The sequence below is a fragment of the Sphingomonas aracearum genome, assembly GCF_003345355.1.
Lineage (GTDB): Bacteria > Pseudomonadota > Alphaproteobacteria > Sphingomonadales > Sphingomonadaceae > Sphingomonas > Sphingomonas aracearum.
Genome location: NZ_QQNB01000001.1, coordinates 1,468,916 through 1,491,898, shown reverse-complemented (window position 1 = coordinate 1,491,898; position 22,983 = coordinate 1,468,916). Strand labels below are relative to the sequence as shown.

General features: G+C 66.8%; 17 protein-coding genes. 10 read left to right on the top strand and 7 right to left on the bottom strand.

Features of this window, described 5'->3' with window-relative positions; genetic code table 11:
• Window positions 1-6: 6 nt before the first annotated feature.
• Genes DVW87_RS06995 through DVW87_RS06985 form a run of 3 tightly spaced genes read right to left on the bottom strand, consistent with a single transcriptional unit; the run spans window position 7 to window position 5,257 of the window.
• Window positions 7-2,934, bottom strand: a complete 2,928-nt coding sequence (locus DVW87_RS06995; protein ID WP_114686941.1) for an FAD-binding and (Fe-S)-binding domain-containing protein — start codon at window positions 2,932-2,934, stop codon at window positions 7-9.
• A complete protein-coding gene (gene hglS, locus DVW87_RS06990; RefSeq protein ID WP_239017798.1) occupies window positions 2,931-4,340 on the bottom strand; it encodes a 2-oxoadipate dioxygenase/decarboxylase HglS in 1,410 nt (469 codons plus the stop codon). The genes DVW87_RS06995 and hglS overlap by 4 nt, the downstream gene beginning before the upstream one ends.
• Before the next feature lie 14 nt (window positions 4,341-4,354).
• Window positions 4,355-5,257, bottom strand: a complete 903-nt coding sequence (locus tag DVW87_RS06985) for an MBL fold metallo-hydrolase (RefSeq protein WP_114686940.1) — start codon at window positions 5,255-5,257, stop codon at window positions 4,355-4,357.
• A gap of 498 nt (window positions 5,258-5,755) precedes the next feature.
• Here DVW87_RS06985 and DVW87_RS06980 point away from each other — a divergent pair, with 498 nt between their 5' ends.
• The 4 genes from DVW87_RS06980 to DVW87_RS06965 all read left to right on the top strand — a co-directional run bounded on the left by DVW87_RS06980 (window position 5,756) and on the right by DVW87_RS06965 (window position 10,481).
• Window positions 5,756-7,072 carry an MFS transporter gene (locus tag DVW87_RS06980; protein ID WP_181814744.1) on the top strand — a complete coding sequence of 439 codons (1,317 nt, stop codon included), beginning with the start codon at window positions 5,756-5,758 and terminating at the stop codon, window positions 7,070-7,072.
• Between the two features lie 192 nt (window positions 7,073-7,264).
• Window positions 7,265-8,701 carry a carbohydrate porin gene (locus DVW87_RS06975; protein WP_181814743.1) on the top strand — a complete coding sequence of 479 codons (1,437 nt, stop codon included), beginning with the start codon at window positions 7,265-7,267 and terminating at the stop codon, window positions 8,699-8,701.
• 86 nt (window positions 8,702-8,787) lie between these two features.
• A complete protein-coding gene (locus DVW87_RS06970) occupies window positions 8,788-9,582 on the top strand; it encodes an SDR family NAD(P)-dependent oxidoreductase (RefSeq protein WP_114687127.1) in 795 nt (264 codons plus the stop codon).
• Between the two features lie 77 nt (window positions 9,583-9,659).
• Window positions 9,660-10,481: an MBL fold metallo-hydrolase gene (locus DVW87_RS06965; RefSeq protein ID WP_114686937.1), complete on the top strand. Its 822-nt coding sequence runs from the start codon at window positions 9,660-9,662 to the stop codon at window positions 10,479-10,481.
• A 46-nt stretch (window positions 10,482-10,527) separates the two neighbouring features.
• Here DVW87_RS06965 and DVW87_RS06960 read toward each other — a convergent pair whose 3' ends face one another.
• Together DVW87_RS06960 and DVW87_RS06955 are read right to left on the bottom strand one after the other, a co-directional pair.
• On the bottom strand, window positions 10,528-11,601 hold the full coding sequence (locus DVW87_RS06960) for a LacI family DNA-binding transcriptional regulator (RefSeq protein WP_181814742.1): 1,074 nt from the start codon (window positions 11,599-11,601) through the stop codon (window positions 10,528-10,530).
• A gap of 339 nt (window positions 11,602-11,940) precedes the next feature.
• Window positions 11,941-12,678: a Crp/Fnr family transcriptional regulator gene (locus DVW87_RS06955; protein WP_114686935.1), complete on the bottom strand. Its 738-nt coding sequence runs from the start codon at window positions 12,676-12,678 to the stop codon at window positions 11,941-11,943.
• A 269-nt stretch (window positions 12,679-12,947) separates the two neighbouring features.
• Here DVW87_RS06955 and DVW87_RS06950 point away from each other — a divergent pair, with 269 nt between their 5' ends.
• The 6 genes from DVW87_RS06950 (at window position 12,948) to DVW87_RS06925 (ending at window position 21,800) form a co-directional block, all read left to right on the top strand.
• Entirely contained in the window at window positions 12,948-14,948 is a 2,001-nt protein-coding gene (locus tag DVW87_RS06950) for a family 1 glycosylhydrolase (protein ID WP_220149792.1), read from the top strand.
• Entirely contained in the window at window positions 14,945-16,870 is a 1,926-nt protein-coding gene (locus DVW87_RS06945) for a M61 family metallopeptidase (protein ID WP_114686933.1), read from the top strand. The genes DVW87_RS06950 and DVW87_RS06945 overlap by 4 nt, the downstream gene beginning before the upstream one ends.
• A 139-nt stretch (window positions 16,871-17,009) precedes the next feature.
• Complete coding sequence (locus DVW87_RS06940; protein WP_220149791.1) at window positions 17,010-18,104, top strand: zinc-dependent alcohol dehydrogenase; 1,095 nt, start codon at window positions 17,010-17,012, stop codon at window positions 18,102-18,104.
• 10 nt (window positions 18,105-18,114) lie between these two features.
• Window positions 18,115-18,669, top strand: coding sequence for a hypothetical protein (locus tag DVW87_RS06935; RefSeq protein WP_220149790.1), 555 nt, complete (start codon window positions 18,115-18,117; stop codon window positions 18,667-18,669).
• A gap of 231 nt (window positions 18,670-18,900) precedes the next feature.
• Window positions 18,901-19,302, top strand: a complete 402-nt coding sequence (locus DVW87_RS06930) for a DUF2946 family protein (protein ID WP_239017797.1) — start codon at window positions 18,901-18,903, stop codon at window positions 19,300-19,302.
• A gap of 125 nt (window positions 19,303-19,427) precedes the next feature.
• A complete protein-coding gene (locus tag DVW87_RS06925) occupies window positions 19,428-21,800 on the top strand; it encodes a TonB-dependent receptor (protein ID WP_114686931.1) in 2,373 nt (790 codons plus the stop codon).
• A 238-nt stretch (window positions 21,801-22,038) separates the two neighbouring features.
• Here the strand turns inward: DVW87_RS06925 and DVW87_RS06920 are convergent, their stop codons facing one another.
• Window positions 22,039-22,494 carry a hypothetical protein gene (locus DVW87_RS06920; protein WP_114686930.1) on the bottom strand — a complete coding sequence of 152 codons (456 nt, stop codon included), beginning with the start codon at window positions 22,492-22,494 and terminating at the stop codon, window positions 22,039-22,041.
• A gap of 88 nt (window positions 22,495-22,582) precedes the next feature.
• Window positions 22,583-22,960: a hypothetical protein gene (locus DVW87_RS06915; RefSeq protein ID WP_147276226.1), complete on the bottom strand. Its 378-nt coding sequence runs from the start codon at window positions 22,958-22,960 to the stop codon at window positions 22,583-22,585.
• Window positions 22,961-22,983: the final 23 nt, after the last annotated feature.

The following is a 22,983-nucleotide window of genomic DNA, read 5'->3' as shown; positions in this document are numbered from 1 at the left end:
CGCCGGTCAGAGGAGAGCATGGAGGAGTTCGGCCGGATGCCGCGGCCGGAACCCGGCAAGCCGCTTCACCTGCGATCGGCAGGAAAAGCCGGTCACCAGCACCGCATCCCCGCCGCCGGCGACGGCATCGGACCAGCTGAGCTCGAAGAGGCGCCGGGACATGGCCTGGTGCTCAATCTCGTGGCCGAACATGCCGGCCATGCCGCAGCATCCGGTCCGCTTCGCCTGCGCCTCGATGCCGAAATGCGCCAGGATGCGCACCCAGGTGGCCAGCGTCTCCGGGCGCAGCGCCTGCTCGGTGCAATGGCCCAGAAGCGTGTAGATGCCGTCCTGTCTCGGCCGCGGCGCGCCGCACAGGCCCTTGCCGATGGCTCGCTGGAGGAACGTTTCCAGCCCCTCGATCCGCAGATCATTGGGCGCGAACTCCCGATATTCCTGCTCGTTCATCAGCGCCGTGGCGGCATCCAGCCCGACCAGCGGGACGCCGAACCCGGCGAGCGCGCCCTGTTCCGCAACGCGCGCCTGCGCGATCTTCGCAAAGGGCTTGCGCAACCCCACGACGTGCAGCGCCTTGCCGTTCGGCCGCGGCGGCAGACGAAAGACGGTGAAGCCGAGTCCCTTAAGCAGCGCGGACGTGCGCTCCACCAGCGCGCCGTCGAACGTCGCGGTGAAACTGTCCTCGACGAGGATGATGGCGCGCTCCCGCTCGGCCGGAGACAGCGCGGCGAGGACGTCCGGCGTGGCGATGGCCGGCAGTTGCGATCGCCGCGCCGGCTCCACGGCGGGCAGGTCGACAAAGCCCGCCCGCGCCAGGACGGGGGCGGCGAGACCCGAATGCGTCACCGCATTGGTGGTGCGCGGCATCCGCCGGGCCACCCCAAGCAATCTTTCCATCTGCGCCAGCAAGCGGTGGCGCGCGGGGCGCTTGCGGGTCCGGTAATAGTCGGCAAGGAAGCGCGACTTCATCGTCGGCACGTCCACCTTCACCGGGCACAAGGTGGTGCACGCCTTGCAGGAAAGGCAGGTCGACAGCGACGCCGCGGTCGCTTCCGCCAGCTCCTCGCGTTCGGCGCTGCCGATCGACTCCGCGCGTGCCCAGCCGCGTAGCAGGGCGGCCCGGCCCTTGGGCGATTGCGCGCGGTCGCGGCTGGCCTTGTAGGACGGGCACATGGCGTTCAGCGCGTCCCAGGAATAGCACGCGCCATTGCCGTTGCACGCCACCGACCGGTCGAACTCCTCGAGCAGGGCAGGGGAAATCTGGCGGTCGAACGCGCCACGCATCGGCACGGCATCGATCCGGTCGATGGTCGCCCCCGCATCCGGCGCGGCGAGCTTGCCCGGATTGAGGATGTTGCGGGGATCAAAGGCGGCCTTGATCCGCCGGAGCTCGGCATACAATGTCGGGCCGAAGAAGAACGGCGAATATTCCCCGCGAAAGCCGCGGCCATGCTCGCCCCACAACAGGCCGCCATAGGATTTCGCCAGCGCCGCAACGCGATCGGAGATCGGGCGGATGAGGTCGGCCTGCGCCGGGTCCTTCATGTCCAGAAACGGTCGCACGTGCAGGCAACCGACATCGGCATGTCCGAACATGCCATAGGACAGGCCATGGCCGTCGAGCAGCGCGCGGAACTCGGCGACATAATCCGCCAGCCGCTCCGGCGGCACGGCGGTGTCCTCGACAAAGGGCATGCCCTGCTTGCCGCCGCCCAGCCGCGCCAGCAGACCCACCGACTTCTCGCGCAGGCTCCACAGCTGGCCGATCGCCTTCGGATCGGTGACGATCTTCCAGTCGACGATCGCCTCCGGACCGTCGTTCGCCAGCGAGGAGAGCCGATCCAGCCCGCCGCGAACCTGGTCGGGCTCGCCGGCGAACTCGACATAGGTCATGGCGTGCACCGGGCGCGTGGCGGGGGCGGGGCCGATCACCTCCCCGATCTGTGCCCAGAGCACGTCTTCCTGCGCGACGGACAGGATCTTGTCGTCCAGGATCTCCACCGCCAGAGGATCGCTCTTCAGCAACCGTTGCACGTCGCGCAGGCCCGCATCGAAACTGTCGTAGCGGATCAGCGCGAGCGCCCGGGTGCGGGGCGTGGGGATGGCGTTGACGGTGATCGCGGCGGTCAGCGCCAGCGTTCCTTCCGATCCCGCAAGCAAGGGCGCCAGGAAGAAGCGGTCCGCCTGCGCATCCCACAGGCGCTGAAGGTTGTAGCCGGTAAGGCCCCGATTGATCTTGGGGAACACGGCCTCGATCTCGGCGTCGTTCTCTTCCGCAACGCGCAGCGCCTCGCGGTGGATGGCGGCGATGCGGTCGGTGCCTTGCGCGATCTTGGCAACGGCCGCACGGTTCAGCGGCGTGACGGCCCATTCGGTGCCATCCGCCAGGACGATGTCCATCGCCGCGAGATAGTCGGAGGTCTTGCCGTAAATTCGCGACCCCTTGCCCGACGCGTCGGTGGCGACCATCCCGCCGATCGTCGCCCGGCTGGCGGTGGACACCATCGGCGGAAAGAACAGCCCGTGCGCGGCAAGCGTCGCGTTCAGCTGATCGAGCACCACGCCGGGCTCGACCAGCACCGCTGCCCCCGTCGGCGTGGGCGTGATCGACAGGATGCGGTTCATGTGACGGCCGAAATCGACGATCACGCCGTTGTTGAGCGATTGCCCGTTCGTGCCCGTGTTGCCGCCGCGTGCCGACAGCGACACCTTGCCGCCGAGTGCATGGGCCGCCGCCGCGATCCGCTGAACGTCCGCCGCCGATCGCGGATAGGCGATGGCGAGCGGGCGTACCTGGTAGATCGAATTATCGGTGGACGCGACCTCGCGCGCGCCCAGGTCGCGCTCGTAATCGCCCGCGAACCCGCGCGCCGCCAGCGCGTCGGCAAACGCCGATGCGAGCGTTGCGACCTGCTCGGGCGCGTCCAGCTTCATCATCCGCCGCTGCCGCCGGCAGCACCGCGCACCTGCGCCAGGACGGCGGAAACCGAGGCCTGCTCCATCTGGGCATAAAGGGCGAACGGGTCGGCGACGGGGGCGCCCAGCGCCTGCTCGAACGCTTCCTGCGCCGCGGCACCCGAATAGGCCTTCTGCTCGCCGCCGCCCAGGTTCGACTGGAAGATGCCGGCGGCGCTGACCGGCAGGAAATCCTCATAGACGATGGGCGTGGCCTGCACCGCGCCCGCCGCGAGAAGGCCGGACAGGTCTGCCGTGTCGCCTCTGTCGCCGACCGGGGCGGCCTTGCCGGTGGCGCTGTAGTGGAAATAGGCCAGCTTCTGCTCGCGCAACGCGTCCTCGTCGTCGGGGAAAGCGCCGAACGCGTCCGCCAAGCGTGCGGGATAGTCGCTGGCCTGCGAGCCATCGCCGCCCCGGGCCGCGGCCAGCAGGCGATCGTACAGCTCGCGCCCGGCCGGGGTCAGCGCCGCGCCGCGTTGCTCGATCTCGCCGAAGCGCGCGCTATGGGTGCCCGCCGTCTCGTTTCCGGAGAAGCGCACCGTCTCCTGCAGGGCGGTAAAGCTGGTCTGGCGCAGCAGGATCGGCACCGCGCGGCGCGGCGGCCCTTCGATCACCGCCTTCGCTCGGATGCCGCGGGCGAGCATTTCCGCCTGTGCGGCGTCGATATCCAGCGTGCGGGGCGTCAGATGGTTGATGTGCGGCCCCCGGAACGACACCACGTCCGCGATCAGCCGGTGGGCGGCGTGCAGCCGGTCATAGGTGGCGGCATCCACCCGCGCATCGCCATGCCAACGAAACGTTTCCAGGATCTCAGCGACGAAGCGGGCAGCATCGGCATCGCCGAGCCCGCCCTGCCTCTCGAACAGCGCGATCAGCTCGATGGCCCCGGCGGTGAAGATCTGGCGGTCGGACAGCAACTCGGCCGAGCGGCGCCGCAGGTCCTCGTCCTCGATCAGCTCCAGCCGGACCAGCGAGGTGAAGACGCGGAACGGATTGCGGTTGAGCGCCGCCTGCGTTGTCGGGCGGAACGCCGTCGCATGGACGGGCACGCCGGCCAGCGAAAGGTCGTAATAGCCCACCGGCGCCATGCCCATGACGGCAAAGGCGCGGCGCAGCATCGCCAGTTCGGCCGCGGTTCCGACCCGGATCGCGCCGTGCCGCTCGCTGTCGAGCCGGTCGGCCTCGCCCGCCGCCTTGAGACGCGCCGCCAGCTCGGGCGTGCGCTGCAGCGTGGCGGCATTGACCGAATGCACGATGTCCAGAAGCTCGCCGTACAGCGGCACTTCCGTGCGATACATGTGCGACATGGCCGCAGAGAAATCCGCGCGGATATCGTCGGGGGTGCGCCACTGCGTCTGCGTCATCGTCGTCCTTTCGTCACTGCTCATCGCCACCGCGCCGATCATTCGTCGAGGAACGCAAAGGCGAAGCCGTTCGGCCGCGAACGGACGGTCCCGGCGGTGGGGTCGCAGAAATGCGCCGACAGCAGGATGTCGTCGGTATCGGCAAGCCGCCGGAGGAGGCGTTGCCGGGTGGCGTCGCACGTCACCTTGTCGACGTCGTGCTTGGTTTCCAGCCCAGGCTCCAGGAACAGGATCGGATGGTGGATGATGTCGCCCGTCATGATCGATTCGCGGCCGCCGCCCTTGGCATGGATCGTGACATGGCCGGGCGTGTGGCCGACTGCCGGCTCCATCCACACGCCGTTGCCGATCTCGCCCGCGACCAGATGGTCCATGTCCACGAACTGCGCCAGCCCGGCGCGGACCACCGGCAGGACGCTGTCCTCGAACGACCCATGGCCGACGGGATAATCGGGCCGCGCGGCATGAAGGCGATTGAAATGGTCGAACTCCTGGCGCGCCATGACATAGCGGGCCCTGGGGAAGGTGGGCACCCATTCGCCATTGCTGAGGTACGTGTTCCAGCCGACATGATCGGTGTGCAGGTGCGTGCACAGCACCATGTCGATGTCGTCGGGGCGCAGGCCGAGCCGGGCCAGGTTGTCGAGGTAGGTGGTGGCTTTCAGGTTCGAATAGAACGGGAAGCGGGGATCGCGGTTCTTGTGATTGCCATTGCACGTATCGACCAGGATGTTCAGCCCGCCGGTCTGGATCAGGAAGCTGTGAAAGCTTAGCGCGAGCTTGTTAGAAACGGGATCGATCAGGCGAGGCCCAAGCTGCTCCTTGTGGCGCAGCAGCATGTCGTCCTGGATGTTGTGGTACAGCCAGGCGGGGTCGAACCACATGGTGTCGACCTCCGTGACCTTGGCGATGCTGATCTCTCCGAGCGTGATCGTCTTCATCTCATGTCCTGCTGGCACACCCGATGCGATTTCGCATCCAGCGGGCCGTCCCCCGCGTCACCGACTCCGCACGCTGCCCTTGCGGGCGATGAACGCGCAATGGAAAGCCCGGTATCCTGTCGAACCTGCCTAAACAGGGAACGTTTCCAGTGCAACACACTTGGATTCGAAAAAAAGTTTAATGTGCTTTTTCAGATGGATGAGCCTCGCCGATTGCCGCGGAAAAGCTTGGTAACGCTTCCGTGTATTGCGACGTTTCCAGAATCGCTTATGCCTTGCCCGCGGCCTGCAACGACAGGCTGGCTTTGTGCATCGGGTACGCGGACGGCGGCTAGGCCGCTGTGAGCGGGCCGATGGCATCGGGCCCGGACAAACTGATGGAGGGAGACGACACCATGTCCAGGAATGCGCGGAGGCGCGGCTTGCCAGGTGAGCCGCCGCCAGCATCGACAGGAGTGGCCGCTCTCCCTTGCGTATCGACGAACAAAGGAGCGGATCATGCAACAGGCCAGTGACCTTTGGGCGGATCGCCCGATGACCGGTCGGCAGATGCTGGTCATCGCCATGTGTTGTATCCTGAACGCATTTGACGGCATCGACATTCTGGCGATCAGCTTCGCTTCGCCGGGCATCGCGGCGGAATGGTCGATCAGCAAGGCGCAGCTTGGCGTTGTTCTGTCGATGGAACTCATCGGCATGGCGCTGGGGGCTGCCGTGCTCGGGCATCTGGCGGATCGGTTCGGCCGGCGAGCGCTGGTGCTGGCCTGTCTCATCGTGACAAGCGCGGGCATGTGGGTGGCAACGCAGGCCAGCAGCGTGACGATGCTGTCGGTTATCCGCTTCCTGACCGGGTGCGGCATCGGCGGCATGATCGCGATCGCGCATGCTTATGCGTCCGAATTCTCCAGCGCCTCCAAGCGCAACTTCTGCATCGCGCTGGTCGGCGTGGGCTGGCCGATCGGCGCAATCGTGGGCGGCTCCCTGGCGTCAGCGTTCATCTCGCAGGAGGATTGGCGGCACGTCTTCTTCGCCGGCGCGGCGCTCAGCACGCTGTTCCTCCCGATCGCCTGGATCGCCTTTCCTGAATCGGTCGCGTACCTCCTGGATCGGCAGCCGCCGAACGCGCTCGCCCGGGTCAATGCGGTGTTCCGCTCGCTCGGCCACCGCGAATTGCAGAAGCTTCCGGAACTCGCCTCGGCCGTGAGCGCGCGCACGGGAGTGACGGCACCGCTGCTGTATGGCCTCACCGCGGCGCTGGCGGCGGCCTATTTCTTCGACAGCATGACCTATTATTTCCTGCTGAAATGGTCGCCCAAGATCGTGGCGGACCTCGGCTTCGGAGCGGCGGCTGGTGCCTCGGTGCTGGTGTGGGGCACGATCGGCCAGTTCGCCGCGCTGATCCTCACCGGGTGGGCGGCGACCAAGATCTCGGTTCGCAAGCTGCTGCCCCCGGCCCTGATCCTCACCGCGCTGGGCATCTCGGCCTTCGGCGTGGTCGGGCCGAGCCTGTTCAACCTGAAGCTGGTCATGGCGGTCGGCACCTTCTTCAACCAGGCGGCCAATTCGCTGCTGATCATGCTGCTCATCGAAAGCTTCCCCACCGTGATCCGGGGCGGGCGCGTCGGCCTGTGCATGGGCATCGGCCGCGGCGGGGCGGCACTCAGCCCGATCCTCGCCGGCGTCATGCTGGCGCAGGACGTGCCGCTGTCGATCGTCACGATCGCGCTGGCCTGTCCGGTGCTGGTGACGGCCGGCATCGTCCTGGCGCTGGGCCGCGGCGCGCGCGAGGCCCCGGTGCCGCAGCCTGCCATGTAGAAAGGTCAGGGGTGGGGAGGCGATCCGTCGCTTCCCCGCCCACCACAAGAAACAATCAGCGACGGTTCGCACGCGCCATCCGGGCGCGGGCACGAACGGAGCGGGGAACCGCAGCCGGCAGGATCGTCGCGTCCGGTTCAGGCCACGATGCCGACCATCGCGAGAGGTGTTTCCATGATGATTGTCGCTGCCATGGCTATGGCTTCGATCGCGCTCGACGCGCAGGACGCGGCGCCCGTCCAGACTATTCCACCGGTTGCAACCGCAGCCGCCGAACCTGGCGCCGAACAAGGCGACGCATCGCCGGCGCAATCGCCTTCCGGCGATCGGACCGCCGCCCAGCAACGCAGTCCGCTGGCGACCCAGGCGGCACCCCCCGTGCAGCCGTCCCGCCCCGTTCTCCAGGGAACCGTCGGCCAGACGGTTCCCGCCGCGCACATCTTCGGTGACTGGAACGGCCTGCTGCCGAAGCTGCAGGAAAAGGGCATCACGCCACTGGCGATGTATTACGGCCAGGGCGCAGCCAACCTCAATGAGGGCACCAGCAAGAAGGTGCGCTGGGCCGGCGAATTCGCGTTGGGGGCGACCGTCAACCTGCAGAAGCTGACGGGCAGCATTCCGGGCACGTTCCGCGTCCTCTTCACCAAACGGCACGGACAGTTGATCGGCACCGAGAACGGGCTGGGCGTGCTGCAATCCAACCAGGACGTGTTCGGTTTCGGCAACATCTGGCGCCTGACGCAGGGCTGGTACCAGATCGCCGGCAAGACGCTGGACCTGAAGATCGGGCGCATGTCACCGGGCGAGGATTTCGACGCAGGCCGATGCGACTTCCAGAATCTCGCTTTCTGCGGCGCGCTGATCGGCCATCTGCAGCCCGACGTGTTCCAGAACTACCCGGTCAGCCAATGGGGCGTGCGGGTCAAGGCCAAGCCTTCGAAGGACGTCTATGTGGCGGTCGGCACCTACAATCTGACCGACGACAACCGGAACCCGCATGAATTCGATTTCGGCTTCGGCAACAGCACCGGCGTCTCCACCATGGCCGAGATCGGCTACACGCCCAAGCTGAACGGGGTGCTGCCGGGCGTCTACAAGATCGGCATGCTGTATTCGACGGTGAACGGGAGCGATCTGCTCCTGAACACGCAAGGGCAGCGGCGTGCGGCCGCCGGTGGCGCGCCGCTGGTGCGTCACGATCGGGTGGGGTTCTGGGCCGACATGCGGCAGCAGATCCTGATGCCGAACGCCGATGGCTCGCACGGCCTCGCGGTGACGGCGCGCTTTGCCTACGCGCCCCAGCATGTGACGAACCTGGAGAGCAAGGCAGGCGTGATGCTGAACTATACCGGCGTCATCCCCGGGCGGCCGGACGACGACCTCGGCATCGGCTTCGGGCGCGCGCGCCTCAACAAGTATCTCACGCGCTCGCAGGAACTGGCGAACCGGGCCAGCGCCGGCTCCGTTCCGGTGCGATCCTCGGAATATGAGATCGAGCTTTACTACGGTTTGCAGCCGATCCCCGGCCTGGTGGTGAAGCCGAATTTCCAGTTCATCGTGCATCCGGCCGGCGATCCCAAGCGCAAGGCGATCGGCATTCTGGGGCTGACGCTGGTGAGCTACCTCTAGTCCGCAACGGCCGGACGGGGCGGGGTTGACGCTCGGAGCCGGCGAGAGATAACGGTGGAAACGTTTCCAAGATGAAGGATGTGAGCATGGGTAATCGGCTCGAAGGCAAGGTCGCACTGGTGCTGGGCGCCGGCACGCTCGGCAGCGAAGGCGGTCTGAGCAACGGCGCGGCAGTGGCGCTCAACTTCGCGCGGCAAGGCGCCAAGGTCGTGGCGGCGGACCTGCGGCTCGATCTCGCCGAGGCGACCAGCGCGGCGATCCGCGCCGAAGGTTTCTCCTCGATCGCCGCGCAGGCGGATGCCAGCAACTCCGCGGACGTCAAGCAGCTGATCGACCGTGCGCTTGCCGAATATGGCCGCATCGACATCCACCACAACAATGTCGGCATCGAGCAGCTCGGCGGCCCGGTGGAAACCGAGGAGGATGCCTGGGACCGCGTCCACGCCGTCAACGTGAAAAGCGTGTTTCTCACCTGCAAGCATGTGATCCCGGTGATGGAGAAGCAGGGCGGCGGCAGCATCATCAACGTGTCGTCCACCGCCAGCATCCGCTGGTCGGGCACGCCCTTCCTCGCCTACAACTCGTCCAAGGCAGCGGTGAACCAGGTGACGCGGATCGTCGCGCGGCAATATGCGCACAAGCAGATCCGCTGCAACGCGATCATTCCCGGTTACATGGACACGCCGCATATCCGCACGCTGTGGCGCGACCTGTCGCCTGCGGAGTTCGAGGCGAAGATGGCCGAGCGCAATGCCAAATGCCCGATGGGGCGGCAGGGCACGTCGCAGGACGTCGCCAATGCCGCCGTGTTCCTGGCGTCGGATGAATCCAGCTACATTACGGGCAATCTGCTGGTCGTCGACGGCGGCTGGACGATCTGATCGCGGACGGCCTGTCGCTGCCGGCCCCTTGTGGCCGATCGGCAGGCTCTTTCGCACCCCAGCAAAGGAGATACGCGATGGCGTACAAGACCCAGACCTTTGGGCCGTTCGAAATCATTCCGCTGTTCGACGGGGATTTCTCGGCCTCCACCGAAACGCTGCTCCACGCCGATGGCGCGGAAGCGACCGAGCGGATGCGCGCCGACTGGGGCGGCCCGACCTACGAGATCCCCGTCTACCATTTTGCGGTCCGGACGCCCGACAAGCTGATCCTGGTTGACGCCGGAACGGGAACGGAAACGAACCCGACGCTGGGCGTGGCCCGCAGGTCGCTGACGGATGCCGGGATCGCGCCCGGCGACATCGACGAGATCTACGTCACGCACATGCATTTCGATCATGCGCTCGGCCTGGTCGAGAAGGGGGAAGCCTATTTCCCGCGCGCGCAGGTCTATTTCGCCGGCCGCGAGCTGGAATTCTACACCGACATCGCCGAGCGCGATTCTCGTCCCGAAGCGCGGCGGAACGGGTGGAAAGTGGCCGAAACCGTCCTGAACGCCTATCCCGGCCGCGTTCATGCCTTTGACCAGGCCCGCTTTCCGGCCGGCATGTCACCTTATCCGCTGCCCGGTCATACGCCGGCGCATACCGGCTTCCGGCTGGACTGGAACGGCGAAACGCTGATCTTCATCGGCGATGCGATGCACCTGGTCGATGCGCAATCGAACGACCCCATGATCGGCGCGGTGTTCGACGTCGACATGGCGCAGGGTATCGCCTCGCGGCGCTCGCTGCTGGAGGCTGCATCGGACGGGGGTTGGACGCTGGCGGGTGCGCACGCGCCGAGCTTCGGGAGAATCGAGCGGGCGGGCGATCGCTTCCGCTTCGTTCGGATATAGGGGCAGCGACACTCCGTTCGGGCGGCGCGCGCGTCTTTCCGGCCCTTCAGCCGGCGCGGCGTGTCGCTGCCGGACGGGGCGGGGCGCAGGAAGCGCGAGTGATGAACTGGGTCGGCAAGACGACGTTGGTCTGCGGTGCGCCGCCGGCCAGCGTGTCGATCAGCATCCTGGCGCCCACCCTGCCCAGTTCCGCATAGTCCCAGGTCAGGGTGCTGATTGCCGGCGTGGCATAACAGGCAAGGTCGGTTTCGCCCACGCTGACGACCGAAATGTCGTCCGGGATACGCAGCCCCGCGCTGTTGATCGCTTGCAGCACGCCGGCCAGCATGCGCGTTCCCAGCGTGATCACCGCCGTTGGGGGATCGTCCATGCTCAGCAGCTGGCGGAACTCGCTAAACGCGAAGTGCGAGGCGATCTGGTGCGGGCGCACCAGCCGTTCGTCGACGGCGATCCCGGCGGCCCGATGCGCTTCCTCGTATCCGGCCAGGCGCTCGGACCCGGGCAGCAGGGTCTTGCTCGACATGAGCAGAGCGATGCGCGTATGGCCCAGCCCGATCAGATAGCTCGTCGCGTGAACCGCGCCGCTGCGGTGATCCGCGCGGACGGTCGGTACGCCCGGCAGGACGCGGTCGATACACACCCGCGCCGCACCGAAGGCATTCAGCATGTCGACCACTTCGGCATGGCTGTCCTCGCCGGCCATGATCAGCAGACCATCGGGGCGACGTCGGCGCAGGGCGGACAGGAAGGATAGTTCCCGGTGCGGATCGTGCCGGGTCGATCCGATCATCATCTGATAGTCCGCTGCCTGCAACTCCTCCTCGGCCGCATTGATGATCGCGGCGAAAATGGGGTTCGAGATGTCGGAAAGGATGCAGCCGACGGTCTTGGTCGGGCGCGATCGCAGCGTCTGCGCGGCCGGGTTCGGCTCGAAGCCGAGTTTCTTGGCGGCACGAAGGATCCGATCCAGAGCCCCGGAGCTTGTGTTGGCGCCACCGTTCAAAGCGCGGCTGACGCTGGACACCGACACGCCCGCTTCCAGCGCGACGTCCTTGATCGTGGCCGGGCGCTCTCCGCCGCGGATCGACTTCGTCTCCCGGATCTTGCGGTCAGCCGCCATCATTCCCCCCGATCACTCCGGCTGAATAGCGCTGCGATCACGGTCGTCAAACCTGCGTCGCTGATCGGAGGAAGAGGACTGCCGATCCGTCAGCCGGCGTGACGCGCCGCCCGACTTCGCGCAGGAAAGCAGGCGGAAAGCAAGCGTCACCTGCGCGACGTGTCGATCGACGGACCAGATCGCCAACGTATGCCAGGGAAGTGCGGCGACTGCGCCTTTATCTGCCCGCACACAATCAGCGGCGCGCCCTTCTCAGCAAGCGCAACCGCCGTCCGGGATTTCAGGGGTTCACCGCCAGGAGCGGGTTGGCTGCTCGGGTTGCCATAATCTGATGCGCGTTCACGGTCCGAGCGACGGCGCCGTTCCGTTTCCGTCCAGGTAAAGGTAGCGCGGGTCGAAATCGCCGGCGCGCCAGAGCTCGGCCTTGTTCAGTATCGTCAATCGTCGCCCCTCGAACTCAACCAGACGATCTTCCTTCAGATTGCGCAGGGTGCGGTTCACATGCACGTTCGTCAGCCCCATGCATTCGGCAATATCCGTTTGCGTCAACGGCAGGTCGAAGCTCGTGTCGCTAGCCAGTCCGACGATCTGCAATCGGATCTGCAACTCGCTGAACAGCGCCGCCAGGCGGGCCCGCGCCGTGCGCTGCCCCAGCGAGAGTTCCCATTCGCGATGGATCGCCGCGTCGAGGTTGGTGCTGAACCAGTACAAGCGGGTGAGATGAGGGAATTGCTCGGTGATCCGGCGCAGATTCGCGTGGGGGACCAGGGCGGCGCGGCATGGCGTGAGAGCGATCACGTCGTGATCCAGATATTTCAGCGTGAAGCTGTGCAGGTCGGCGAAATCGCCCGCAACGTGCAGTTCGGTGATCTGCCGCTTTCCGTTGCGCAGGTCCTTGAACCGGCACATGAACCCGTCCAGCAACATCGTGCTGTGGTCCTGCACCTTCAGTGCCGGGACGACGACTTCATCGGCGGCGAACTCGCGGATCTCGCCCAGCGAGGACCGAATGGCGGCTTCCTCTTCCGCGGACACGGTCGCACGGGCCCGCAGCTTGGCAAGGTGACGCTCGATCATCGGGCGGCCCCCCGCTTGATGAGTCGGGGCGAGGAAACAGGATAGGGGAGCTGCATCCCGAACCAACGCGCCGCCACGAAGGTTCGATCCGGCTCGTCTTAACCTAGGTTTATCGCGGCAGCGCACGGCGCCGCGGGAGACCGGAATCGCTTTAACCCAGGTTCAGCCACCCGTTGCAGGTGCAACCTTGGCCTTTGCGCGGCGATTACCGGTAAAGCTTCGGGAGAGCAGCATTGTCGCACCGTGTGGCCGGTTCCTGGCCAACGCACTTGAACGCACCCTTGGAGCTGTGGGGAGGGCATGAGTGCACGGTGAACCGCGTCCATGACGCCTGGTTCGATCAGACGATCCGTACCGGCCATGAAGACCGGATCGAGGACCTGGAGCTCTTCGCCGGGATCGGCATCACCACCCTGCGCTATCCGGCCTTGTGGGAGCGGATTTCGCCCGACCGGCCCGAACTGCGCGACTTCGCGTGGACGGACGCGCGGCTTGCCGAGATCCGGCGTTTGAAGATGCAGCCGGTCGTGACCCTCTGTCACCACGGCAGCGGCCCGCATTATACGTCCCTCCTCGACGACAACTTCGCTGCCGGGCTGGCCCGCCACGCCTCCGCGGTGGCAGCCCGCTACCCGTGGGTGGAGGAATATACGCCGGTCAACGAACCGCTGACGACCGCCCGGTTCAGCGCGCTCTACGGCTTCTGGTACCCGCATCAGCGCGACGAACGCGCGTTCTGGCACGCGCTGTTGAACGAGATCGACGCGACGCGGCTCGCCATGGGCGCGATACGCCGGGTCAACCCCGCCGCCCGCTTGATCCAGACGGACGATCTCGGCTTCTGCCACGCTACACCGCCGCTTCAGGCCGAAGCGGATTCCCAGAACGAGCGCCGCTGGATGGGCTGGGATTTGCTGTGCGGCACCGTGGTGCCGGGCCATCCCCTGTGGACGCGGCTTGCACAGTTCGGCCTTGGCGACCGGCTGCACCGGATTGCGGACGATCCCTGTCCTCCGGACCTCATCGGGATCAACCATTACCTGTCCAGCGAACGGCTGCTGGACCACCGCGTCGATCGACATGGCGGGCGGGGTTATGCGGACCGGGGCGTTCACGATTGCGGCGGGGTGAGCCTGGTCGACGTCGATGCCGCGCATCATGCGCCCGACCGCGCGATCGGGCTTTCCGGTCTGCTGGAACAGGCATGGGACCGGTACCGACTTCCGATCGCGGTGACGGAGTGCCACAACGGATCGACCCGCGACGAACAGGTCCGCTGGTTCGTCGACGTCTGGGACACAGCCGAGGCGCTCCGGCGGCGCGGCATCGATGTGCGCGCCGTGACCGCCTGGTCGCTTCTGGGCAGCTATGACTGGAACCGCATGGTGATGAACCCGACCGGCCACTACGAGCCCGGCGTGTTCGACGTGCGGGGAGGAACGCCGCGGCCGACCTTCCTTGCCACGGTGCTGAAGGACCTCGCCGCAGGGCGGCGCCCCTCGGGTCCGGCCTTCCATGTGCGCGGCTGGTGGCACGGGGAGCGATGCAGCCCGAGCGGCCCGGGCGAGGGCGCGGACCGTTTGCCGGCGCTTGCCATCATCGCAGGAGATCCCGCGCTGACGGAGGCCGCCGCCGACGCAGCGCAGGCGCGGGGGTTGCGACACAAGATCGTGGAGGCTGGCGCGTGGGATACCTCGCGGCTGGAGCAGCCATGGGCGATCTTCGACGCGCGCCTGGACGAAGGCATGCCGGAATGGGCCGTGAAATCCGGGTCTTCGGTTTGCGGCGCAGTGATCCGCACAGTGGAACCGGAAGGTGCGGCGCACGATCCGCACGGCGACTGGCTCACCGTATGGACGGGTCCGCTGTTCGATGCGGACGGGCCAAGCCGCTGCGGCGAACTCCTCGATGCGCTGGACGAGGGCAAACAGGTGTTGGCGGACGGGCGAGGGGAGTGGCGCGAGACCTATATCCCGTCGCTGGTGCACGGCGTTCTCGACCTCCTGCTCGATGGACATCGCGGGCCCGTATCCTTTCTTCCCGAGCCGGGCTGGACGGAAGCGGACATCGCCCGCGCCATCGCGGACGTGGCGGGGCATCCACCGATGCAGGTGCTGGCGATCGGCGGGGAGGCGTCCGGCATGGTGATGCCGCGCGCCTCGGTCTCCTACCTGCCCTGTCTCCCTACGATGCTGGAGTGTTTCGTGCGCGACCGCCGCAGCCGACGGGACGTGCCCACCGCCGACCCACTGCTGGAGGCAGCCGAGTGATCGGGCAGGAGGATCCGGCGGAAGCGCTGCTGATCGAGCGTGGCGATACGATCGACCCCGCGCAGCCGCTGCCGCAGCCGCCTTCGGTTCCGGAACCCCGCGACGAACCCTATCCGGGTGTCCTCCGGCTCCGCGTGGATGCGACGGACGTGCAGCGCCGCATCTTCTCGGTGCGGGAGGTCATTCCGGTGCATGAGCCCGGTCCGCTGTTGTTGCTTTACCCGAAATGGCTGCCGGGCTTTCACGCGCCGCAGGCACCGATCGAACTGTTCGCCGGCCTGTCGGTCCATGCGGGCGAGGAGGTGCTGACCTGGAAGCGCGACCCGGTGACGGTGAACGCCTTCCGGATCGACGTGCCGGGGGGCGTTCGCGAGATCGAGGCGCGATTTCAGTTCCTCTCGCCGACCGACCCGGCGCAGGGCCGCGTGCTGTGCACGGAAGACCTGCTCTGTCTGCCGTGGAACACGGTGGTACTCTATCCGGCCGGTCATTATTCGCGGCAGATCGCGGTGGAGCCGGTTCTCACCCTTCCTCGGGGGTGGACGCTGGCCAGCGCGTTGGAACTGGAGCGGCAGGACGGGGCGGAGTGGCGGTTCCGCCCGCTGCCGCTCGACGTTCTGGTGGACTCGCCCGTGCTGGCGGGACGCCACCTCCGGCGCGTTGCGCTTGACGATCAGGTGTTCCTCAACATCGCCGGCGACGAGCCGCATCTGCTGAAGGCGACGCCCGAGCAGATAAGGGCGCATGCCGAGATGGTGGTGCAGGCGGACCGCCTGTTCCGGTCGCGGCATTTCGACCGTTTCGAGATGCTCCTGGCGCTGAGCGACGATCTCACCAGCAATGGGATCGAGCACCACCGCTCGTTCGAGGCGATCAGCCTGCCCGGCTATTTCACCAACTGGGACAACACATTTCCCCGGCGTGACACGATCCCGCACGAATATGTGCACAGCTGGAACGGCAAGCACCGGCGCGGTGCGGATAGTTGGTCCCCGTGTTTCGAGAAACCGATCCGCAACAGCCTCATGTGGGTCTACGAAGGACAGACCCAGTATTGGAGCCGGGTGCTCGCGGTACGCTCCGGCCTGTGGACGCTGGAGCAGGGGCTTGGCGCGCTGGCGGTCAATGCGGCGCGCTACGATGTGCGGCCGGGTAGTCGATGGCGCCCGACCATCGACACCACCCGCGATCCGATCATCGCTGCGCGCGCTCCCTTGCCGTGGCCGAGCTGGCAGCGCAGCGAGGATTACTATTCCGAAGGCTCGCTGATGTGGCTGGAAGTGGACACATTGCTGCGCGAGCTGTCGGGAGAAACCCGCTCGCTCGATGACTTCGCGCGTGCCTTTTTCGGTTCGCAGGACGGCAGCTGGGCAACGGACACATACGTCTTTGCCGATGTGGTGCAGACGCTGGACCGGATCGTGCCCCATGACTGGCAGCGCTTCTTCGAGGAGCAACTGACCGAAACCCACGAGCGCGCGCCGCTCAGCGGACTGGAGCGCGGCGGCTACCGGCTGGTCTACAAGGACACGCCCAATTCCTTTCAGGCGGCCATGGACGGCCTTTCCGGACAGCTCGATCTCACCCATTCGCTCGGCCTGATGACAGGCAGGGACGGCACGCTTTCCGACGTGCTCTGGGGCGGCCCGGCGTTCGAGGCACGGCTCACTGCCGGTGCGCGGATCCTCTCCGTGGAAGATCGCCAGTTCTCGCCCGATGCGCTGCAACAGGCCGTGCGTGACCGCAGGGGGGAGGACATCGCGCTCACCGTTCAGCGGGGAAGATCGGTACGCTCGGCGCGCATCGCGTATGACCGGGGTCTCCGCTTTCCTCATCTGGAGGCGATCGCCGGTGGGCCGGCGCGCCGGCTCGACGCGATCCTCCAGCCGCTTGGCGATGCAGCGCGACCGGAAATCGCCTGATCCAGAGCAAGGCGGGGAACTTCGCCCGCCGCGTCGGCTTCCCTTCAGACGCATCCTTTGTCGTTCGCAACACGAGGCGCCGCCTATGCTCGCAATGAATTATCGCGGACCGTACCGCGTCCGGGCGGATGAAAAGCCCATGCCGAAGATCCTGCACCCCGAGGACGCGATCGTGCGGGTGACCCGGTCCTGCATCTGCGGATCGGATCTTCACCTCTATCACGGCATGGTGCCCGACACGCGGGTGGGCATGACGTTCGGCCACGAATTCTGCGGCATCGTGGAGGAGGTCGGCCCTGCCGTGCGGAACCTCAAGGCGGGCGACCATGTGCTGGTGCCGTTCAACATCGCCTGCGGCAAATGCCATTTCTGCCGCCAGGGCCTGTTCGGCAATTGCCACGAATCCAACGCGCAGGCGACGGCGGTGGGTGGCATCTACGGTTATTCGCATACGGCCGGCGGCTATGACGGGGGGCAGGCGCAATTTGTGCGCGTACCCTATGCCGATGTCGGGCCAACCGTGATCCCGGACTGGATGGACCCCGACGACGCGGTGCTGCTGACCGACGTGGTGCCGACCGGCTACCAGGCCGCCGAGATGGGCGGGATCACGCCCGGCGATACGGTGGTGGTGTTCGGTGCCGGCCCCGTCGGCCTGATGGCCGCGCGATCGGCCTGGTTGTTCGGCGCGGGCCGGGTGATCGTGATCGACCATCTGGACTACCGGCTGGAGTTCGCGCGCAGTTTCGGTCCGGCGGAGGTCTACAACTTCCGCGAGATCGACGATGTGGTCGTGTTCCTGAAGAAGCAGACGGACTCGCTCGGCGCGGACGTGTGCATCGATGCGGTGGGCGGGGACGCCGCAGGCAACGCGCTGCAATGGCTGTTCGGCACGAAGTTGAAGCTGGAGGCGGGCAACGCGATCGCGCTGCACTGGGCGATCAATTCGGTGAAGAAGGGCGGGATCGTTTCGATGGTCGGCGTGTACGGGCCGACCGGCAACATGATCCCGATCGGCAACGTCGTGAACAAGGGTATCACGATCCGCGCCAACCAGGCGTCGGTCAAGCGCCTGCTGCCGCGCCTGATCGACCATATCCGGGCCGGCCATATCAACCCCAAGGCGATGATCACCCACCGCGTGCCGCTGACGGACGTGGCGGACGCCTACCACATCTTCGCGTCCAAGCTCGACGGCTGCATCAAGCCGGTGCTGCTGCCCCATGGCGCATGAGGAACCTGCTATGACGAAGGCGCTGGTCGATACGTCCGCGATCCCCGGCTGGGGCGTCGATGCGGACCCCAGGAACGATCCCACCTATCCGATGCGGCACATCGAGGATCAGGATGGGCGCGGGCTGACCTGGTCGCGTCCGCCGCTGCAAGAGCCGGACGTCGAGATCCTGCAATCGATCGAGCACAATCGCCTGCCGGCCGTGCTCGGTACGTCCACCCCGCCACGGGGGCTTTCGGGCATGATCCGCCGCTATGCGTTTCGCCGCAGCGAGTCCGACTGGTGGCATTGGCTTTTGCTGATGGGCGCCGACCGGATCAACGTGGTGGAAGGCGTCGCGCAGGATCTGGCAGGGGGCAAGGTGCCGAACGTTCCTGGCGAAATGGGCGCTCGGGCCGAGTGGCGGCACAACAGAAAGGGTTTCCTGCTGAAGACGGGCGCAATCGTGGCGGTCGGTGCCGTTGCGATGGCGCTTGCGAGGCGAGGGGGAAAGCAGCAGGCCCGCGAACAGGAGAGGATAAGCTCGCCCGAGCAGGAATCGGCAGCGTTCGATGACGCAGGTTGATGCTCGCCGGCAGTGAACCGTTCCGTGCAACGGGAAGGAACAGGGGGACGCCGCTGGCAGGTATGCTCGTCCTGGTGGCAGTGAGCGAACCGATCATCGCTGCCTGTTCGGAACAGAGGCTGGCGGAGGCAGGTGCCCGGGGCTCGGGCCAGCGCGCACGCCGGAAGAAGCGAGGACGCTCGCCGGGCGTCTTGCAGTGACACGCCGGGTGTCCGGAGCTACGAGTCGATCGTGACCTCCCTCCGCCACTTTCAACAACGGCATCGCGCACTGGCTGTCTGGCTGCTGCTGCTGACGCTGTTCATGAAGGTGGTGGTACCGTCAGGGTACATGGTCGGCGCTGCGGGCGGGGCGTTCTCCATCGAGCTTTGCCCTGGCTACGAACCGCAGAAGCCGATGGCTATGCCGGGCGGGGAACACCATCCCGACACGCCCGATCACGGCAAGGCGGAAATGCCGTGCGCCTTTGCCGGCCTGACTGCTCCTTCACTTGCCGGCGCCGATCCCCTGCTGCTTGCGGCGGCGATCGTCTTCATCGTTCGAACCGTCTTTCGAACGGCTTCGGACAGGGAGCCAGGTCGCCGGCGACTGCACCTTCGCCCCCCTCTACGCGGACCACCCCGTATCGCCTGACCTGACGAGGGGCGCTGCATCGCGAGCGCCCGTGTGCCTGCCTGTCCTGCGGCATCGCCCGCTCGACCGGCGCCCGGCATGCGACTGAAGCAATCAGGGCCGGCTTGTGCCGGCAAGGGGTAATCATGAGAACAACCTACCTGGCGGCTCTTGCCGCCACGGCCGCCATGCCCGCGTTCGCGCAGGATCGGGAGAGCGGCACCGCGGTCTCCCGAACCGTCGGCTACCCGGACGCATCCATCGACGGCGCTGCCGCCCTCGACCGTCAGGGCGACATCGTCGTCACCGCGCTGAAGCGCGAGCAAGAAATCCAGGACGTGCCCGCAAGTGTCAGCGTCCTGTCGGACGACCTGCTCCGAAACCTTAATGCGACCGACTTTTCCCGCGTGGCCGATGCGGTGCCCGGGGTCGCCTTTGCGACCACCGGGCCCGGCAACTCGCAGTACATCATTCGCGGTATCGGCGGGGTCGGGTTCGTCCAGTCGCCGACGACCGGCGTCTATCTCGACGAAACGCCGCTTCAGACCCGGGCGCTGCGCGGCTTCTCGCAACCCGATCCGCAGCTGTTCGACGTGGCACGCATCGAGGTGCTGCGCGGGCCGCAGGGGGTCCTGTTCGGCTCTTCGTCGATGGGCGGCCTGGTACGGATCGTCACCAATCAGCCGGACGCGTCCAAAGCTGCCGCGCGGGCAGAAGGAAGCGTCGCCACCGTTCGCGATGGCGGGATGAGCTGGGACACGAAGGGGATGCTGAACCTGCCGATCGTCACCGACACCCTCGCGCTGCGGATCACGGGCAGCGTTGTCCGGCAAGGCGGTTGGATCGACGACCTGCGACCGACCACCGGCAATCTGACCGAGAATGCGGGGACCGGCACGGTCAGGGAAGACGTCAACTGGACGAGAACGGGCACCGTGCGCGGCGCCCTGCGCTGGACGCCCACATCCAACCTGGCGATCACGCCCTCTTTCGTGTGGCAGAATGCCTTCAGCAACGCGGACCGTCCGCACAGCGACGTGACCTTCGGCAAGCGGGCGCGGGTGAAGGCGCGATACCGGGACACGTTCGCCAGGGATCGGTTCGTCATCGGATCGTTGCTCGTCGAGAACTCCTTCGACGCTCTCGGCGGGCTCAGCCTGATCTCCAACTCCTCCTACCTCGATCGCAACTCACGCCTCTCGTTCGATGTCACGGCGTTCGACAGTCCGATCGTGGAAGAGAGTGTCGGACCGGGTCCGGGCGGACGTCTGTTCCCGACGGCCTTGCGGGACTTCGGGCGAACCAGGCAGTTCACGCAGGAGGTCCGGGCGGTTTCGAACGGCTCGGGCCCGCTGCAATATGTCGTCGGCGGCGTCTATCGCGACCTGCACCAGCGCTCCGGGCGCACCATCACCGTCTCGGACCTGTTCGGGATCGCTGCACCAGCGCCGCTCGGCGCAAGCACGCCGCCGACCATCCAGGACACGGCGGTCCGGTTCGCGGAAAGCGAACTCGCGGCCTTTGCCGAGCTGACGTACGCGATCGCGCCCCGGGTGAAGGTCGCCGCGGGCGCACGGGCGTTCAGCTATCGCCAGCGGGAAGCCAGCCGGCGCTACGGTGTGGGTGGGGCGGCCGGCGGCGGCCTTGCCTACGACTATGACGAGCGTAATCGAGAGAAGGGCGCCACGCCGCGCTTCACGCTCAGCTACGACGCAAGCCGTGCGGCGACGCTGTACGCCAGCTACTCGCAGGGCTTCCGCACCGGCGGGGTCAACGCGCCGATCACCGATGACATCTGCTCGCCGGCCGAGCGACAGGCGTCCGGCATTCCCGACGTGCCGCCTCCTTATAACAGCGATCGCACCGACAATTTCGAGTTGGGAGCGAAGACAAGCCTGTGGGGCGGTCGCCTGCGGATCAACGGCGCGGCGTTCGCGATCAACTGGAAGGACTATCAGCAAGCCTATCAGGGGGCGTGCGGTATCAACAACGCGACGACGATCTCGTTTACCGTCAACGCCGGCCGTGTGCGCAGTCGCGGCGGCGAACTGGAGGTCGTCGCCACGCCGATCGACGGTCTTGAGCTGCACGCCGGCGGCTCGTTCACGGACGCCACCTACCGCAACGATGTCCCCAGCCTGCTGCTGGCGGCCGGATCGCGCGTGCTGGATGTGCCGCGCTGGGCCTGGAACACGCGGGGCAGCTATGATGTCGCACTCGGTCCCGATCTTCGCGCCAGCCTGTTCGCGGCGGCACGGCACGTGGGTGCCTCGAACAGCGGGTTCGGAGAAGGCGAGGTGTTGCCGCGGCCAGCGTACACGCTCGTCGATGCGACAGCGGGGCTGCGAACCGCAAACGGGCTGGGCATCGACCTGTTCGTCACCAACCTGTTCGATGCCGTGCCCGTGTTCGGGCAGGAGTTCACCACCTCTCCGGGCAACACCACGGCTACCAGCAACTTCTCCTATCTGGTCGGTCCTCCAAGGACGATCGGCCTGCGGTTGTCCGCAGGGTTCTGAACGACGGCGCGGCGGCTCGCGGCTCCCCCACGCGCAGTCGCCGCTTGACAGGCTTCAACCGCGTGCCGCTTGCGGAACATCAACGGTGAACGGGCGGCTGAAATCGGGAGCTCGACACCGCTTTCGAGCGTCCGGGTTGGGTCTTGCAGCGATGCTGGATCGCCCCCCGGACAGTTCCGAGATCAGGCTGGCTGTCCCGCGTGCGTGCCGAAGGGATTGCCGCGCTCACCGGCTCCGCTCAGTCCTCCTCTTCCACCCAGAGGATGAAGGCGCGGCGGGCGTCCCAGCCGATCACGCCCGCGTCGAAGGTGGCGTCGGACAGCGGCGTCCACTCAATGCCGCGGCGCTCGTCCCAATGGCCGTTCGACAGGAATGTCGCGTCGTTGCCGAACGGGGCGAGCGCGACGGTTGCGAGGGCATGAACGGCCGGATCGGGGCGATAGTCGCCATAAGCGAGGCTGCCCGCCGCAACGGCGAGGGCGCGTGCGGCCTCTTCCCGGTTCAGCGAGACCAGCGTCGCCACAGGATCGTGACCCGGGCCGATCTGTCTGGCGCTGGGATAGCGAAGCTGTGCCGCGACCGATCGCGCGCGGGCAAGCGCATCGCCAGAGGGCGCCGGGCCGATCCAGCAACGTGCGCCGATCCGCTCGGCAAGAGCCGCCAGCGCGTCCAGCGGGGCAAGATCGATGATCATGCGCGCAGTGTGAAAGGAGATAACGGCATCGGCAAGCCGAGCGGAAGGCTCGGCTTCGCTGGCCCGAACGCGGCCGGTTGCCTGCCGCTCAGGTTCTCGCCCATCCGGAGTATCTGGCCGAGCCCGTGCGCAGGTCGATCCGGAATGTGTCGCCGCTGAACCTGCTGGCGAAATAGCCATCATCCGCCTGCCAGACGTTCACGAACGGCTCGATCGTCGGGTTCGAGCGATCAAACTCCCGCGTCCGGCCGTCCGTTGTCCCCTGCTCGGGGTTGATCTGCCAGATCGCCGATGCCGCATCGTCGAACAAAAACACTTCACGTCCCATGATCTCCCGGTGTTCGACGCCGAGCCCGGGGAAGGAGGCGAACACGACGAGCTGTCCGAGTCCGACCACAGTCAGGCTGGAGACGATCTCGTACGCACCGATCCCAATCGCCGGTGCCGTGGGAACTGGCTGACTCATGCTGCCGACATACCATTCTTCGC

What these genes read in the sequence shown, in the direction of transcription:
- DVW87_RS06995 (WP_114686941.1), bottom strand. Translation starts at nt 2,934, where the DNA reads ATGATGAAGCTGGACGCGCCCGAGCAGGTCGCAACGCTCGCATCGGCG.
- hglS (WP_239017798.1), bottom strand. Translation starts at nt 4,340, where the DNA reads ATGAGCAGTGACGAAAGGACGACGATGACGCAGACGCAGTGGCGCACC.
- DVW87_RS06985 (WP_114686940.1), bottom strand. Translation starts at nt 5,257, where the DNA reads ATGAAGACGATCACGCTCGGAGAGATCAGCATCGCCAAGGTCACGGAG.
- DVW87_RS06980 (WP_181814744.1), top strand. Translation starts at nt 5,756, where the DNA reads ATGCAACAGGCCAGTGACCTTTGGGCGGATCGCCCGATGACCGGTCGG.
- DVW87_RS06975 (WP_181814743.1), top strand. Translation starts at nt 7,265, where the DNA reads ATGGCTATGGCTTCGATCGCGCTCGACGCGCAGGACGCGGCGCCCGTC.
- DVW87_RS06970 (WP_114687127.1), top strand. Translation starts at nt 8,788, where the DNA reads ATGGGTAATCGGCTCGAAGGCAAGGTCGCACTGGTGCTGGGCGCCGGC.
- DVW87_RS06965 (WP_114686937.1), top strand. Translation starts at nt 9,660, where the DNA reads ATGGCGTACAAGACCCAGACCTTTGGGCCGTTCGAAATCATTCCGCTG.
- DVW87_RS06960 (WP_181814742.1), bottom strand. Translation starts at nt 11,601, where the DNA reads ATGGCGGCTGACCGCAAGATCCGGGAGACGAAGTCGATCCGCGGCGGA.
- DVW87_RS06955 (WP_114686935.1), bottom strand. Translation starts at nt 12,678, where the DNA reads ATGATCGAGCGTCACCTTGCCAAGCTGCGGGCCCGTGCGACCGTGTCC.
- DVW87_RS06940 (WP_220149791.1), top strand. Translation starts at nt 17,010, where the DNA reads ATGCCGAAGATCCTGCACCCCGAGGACGCGATCGTGCGGGTGACCCGG.
- DVW87_RS06935 (WP_220149790.1), top strand. Translation starts at nt 18,115, where the DNA reads ATGACGAAGGCGCTGGTCGATACGTCCGCGATCCCCGGCTGGGGCGTC.
- DVW87_RS06925 (WP_114686931.1), top strand. Translation starts at nt 19,428, where the DNA reads ATGAGAACAACCTACCTGGCGGCTCTTGCCGCCACGGCCGCCATGCCC.
- DVW87_RS06920 (WP_114686930.1), bottom strand. Translation starts at nt 22,494, where the DNA reads ATGATCATCGATCTTGCCCCGCTGGACGCGCTGGCGGCTCTTGCCGAG.
- DVW87_RS06915 (WP_147276226.1), bottom strand. Translation starts at nt 22,960, where the DNA reads ATGAGTCAGCCAGTTCCCACGGCACCGGCGATTGGGATCGGTGCGTAC.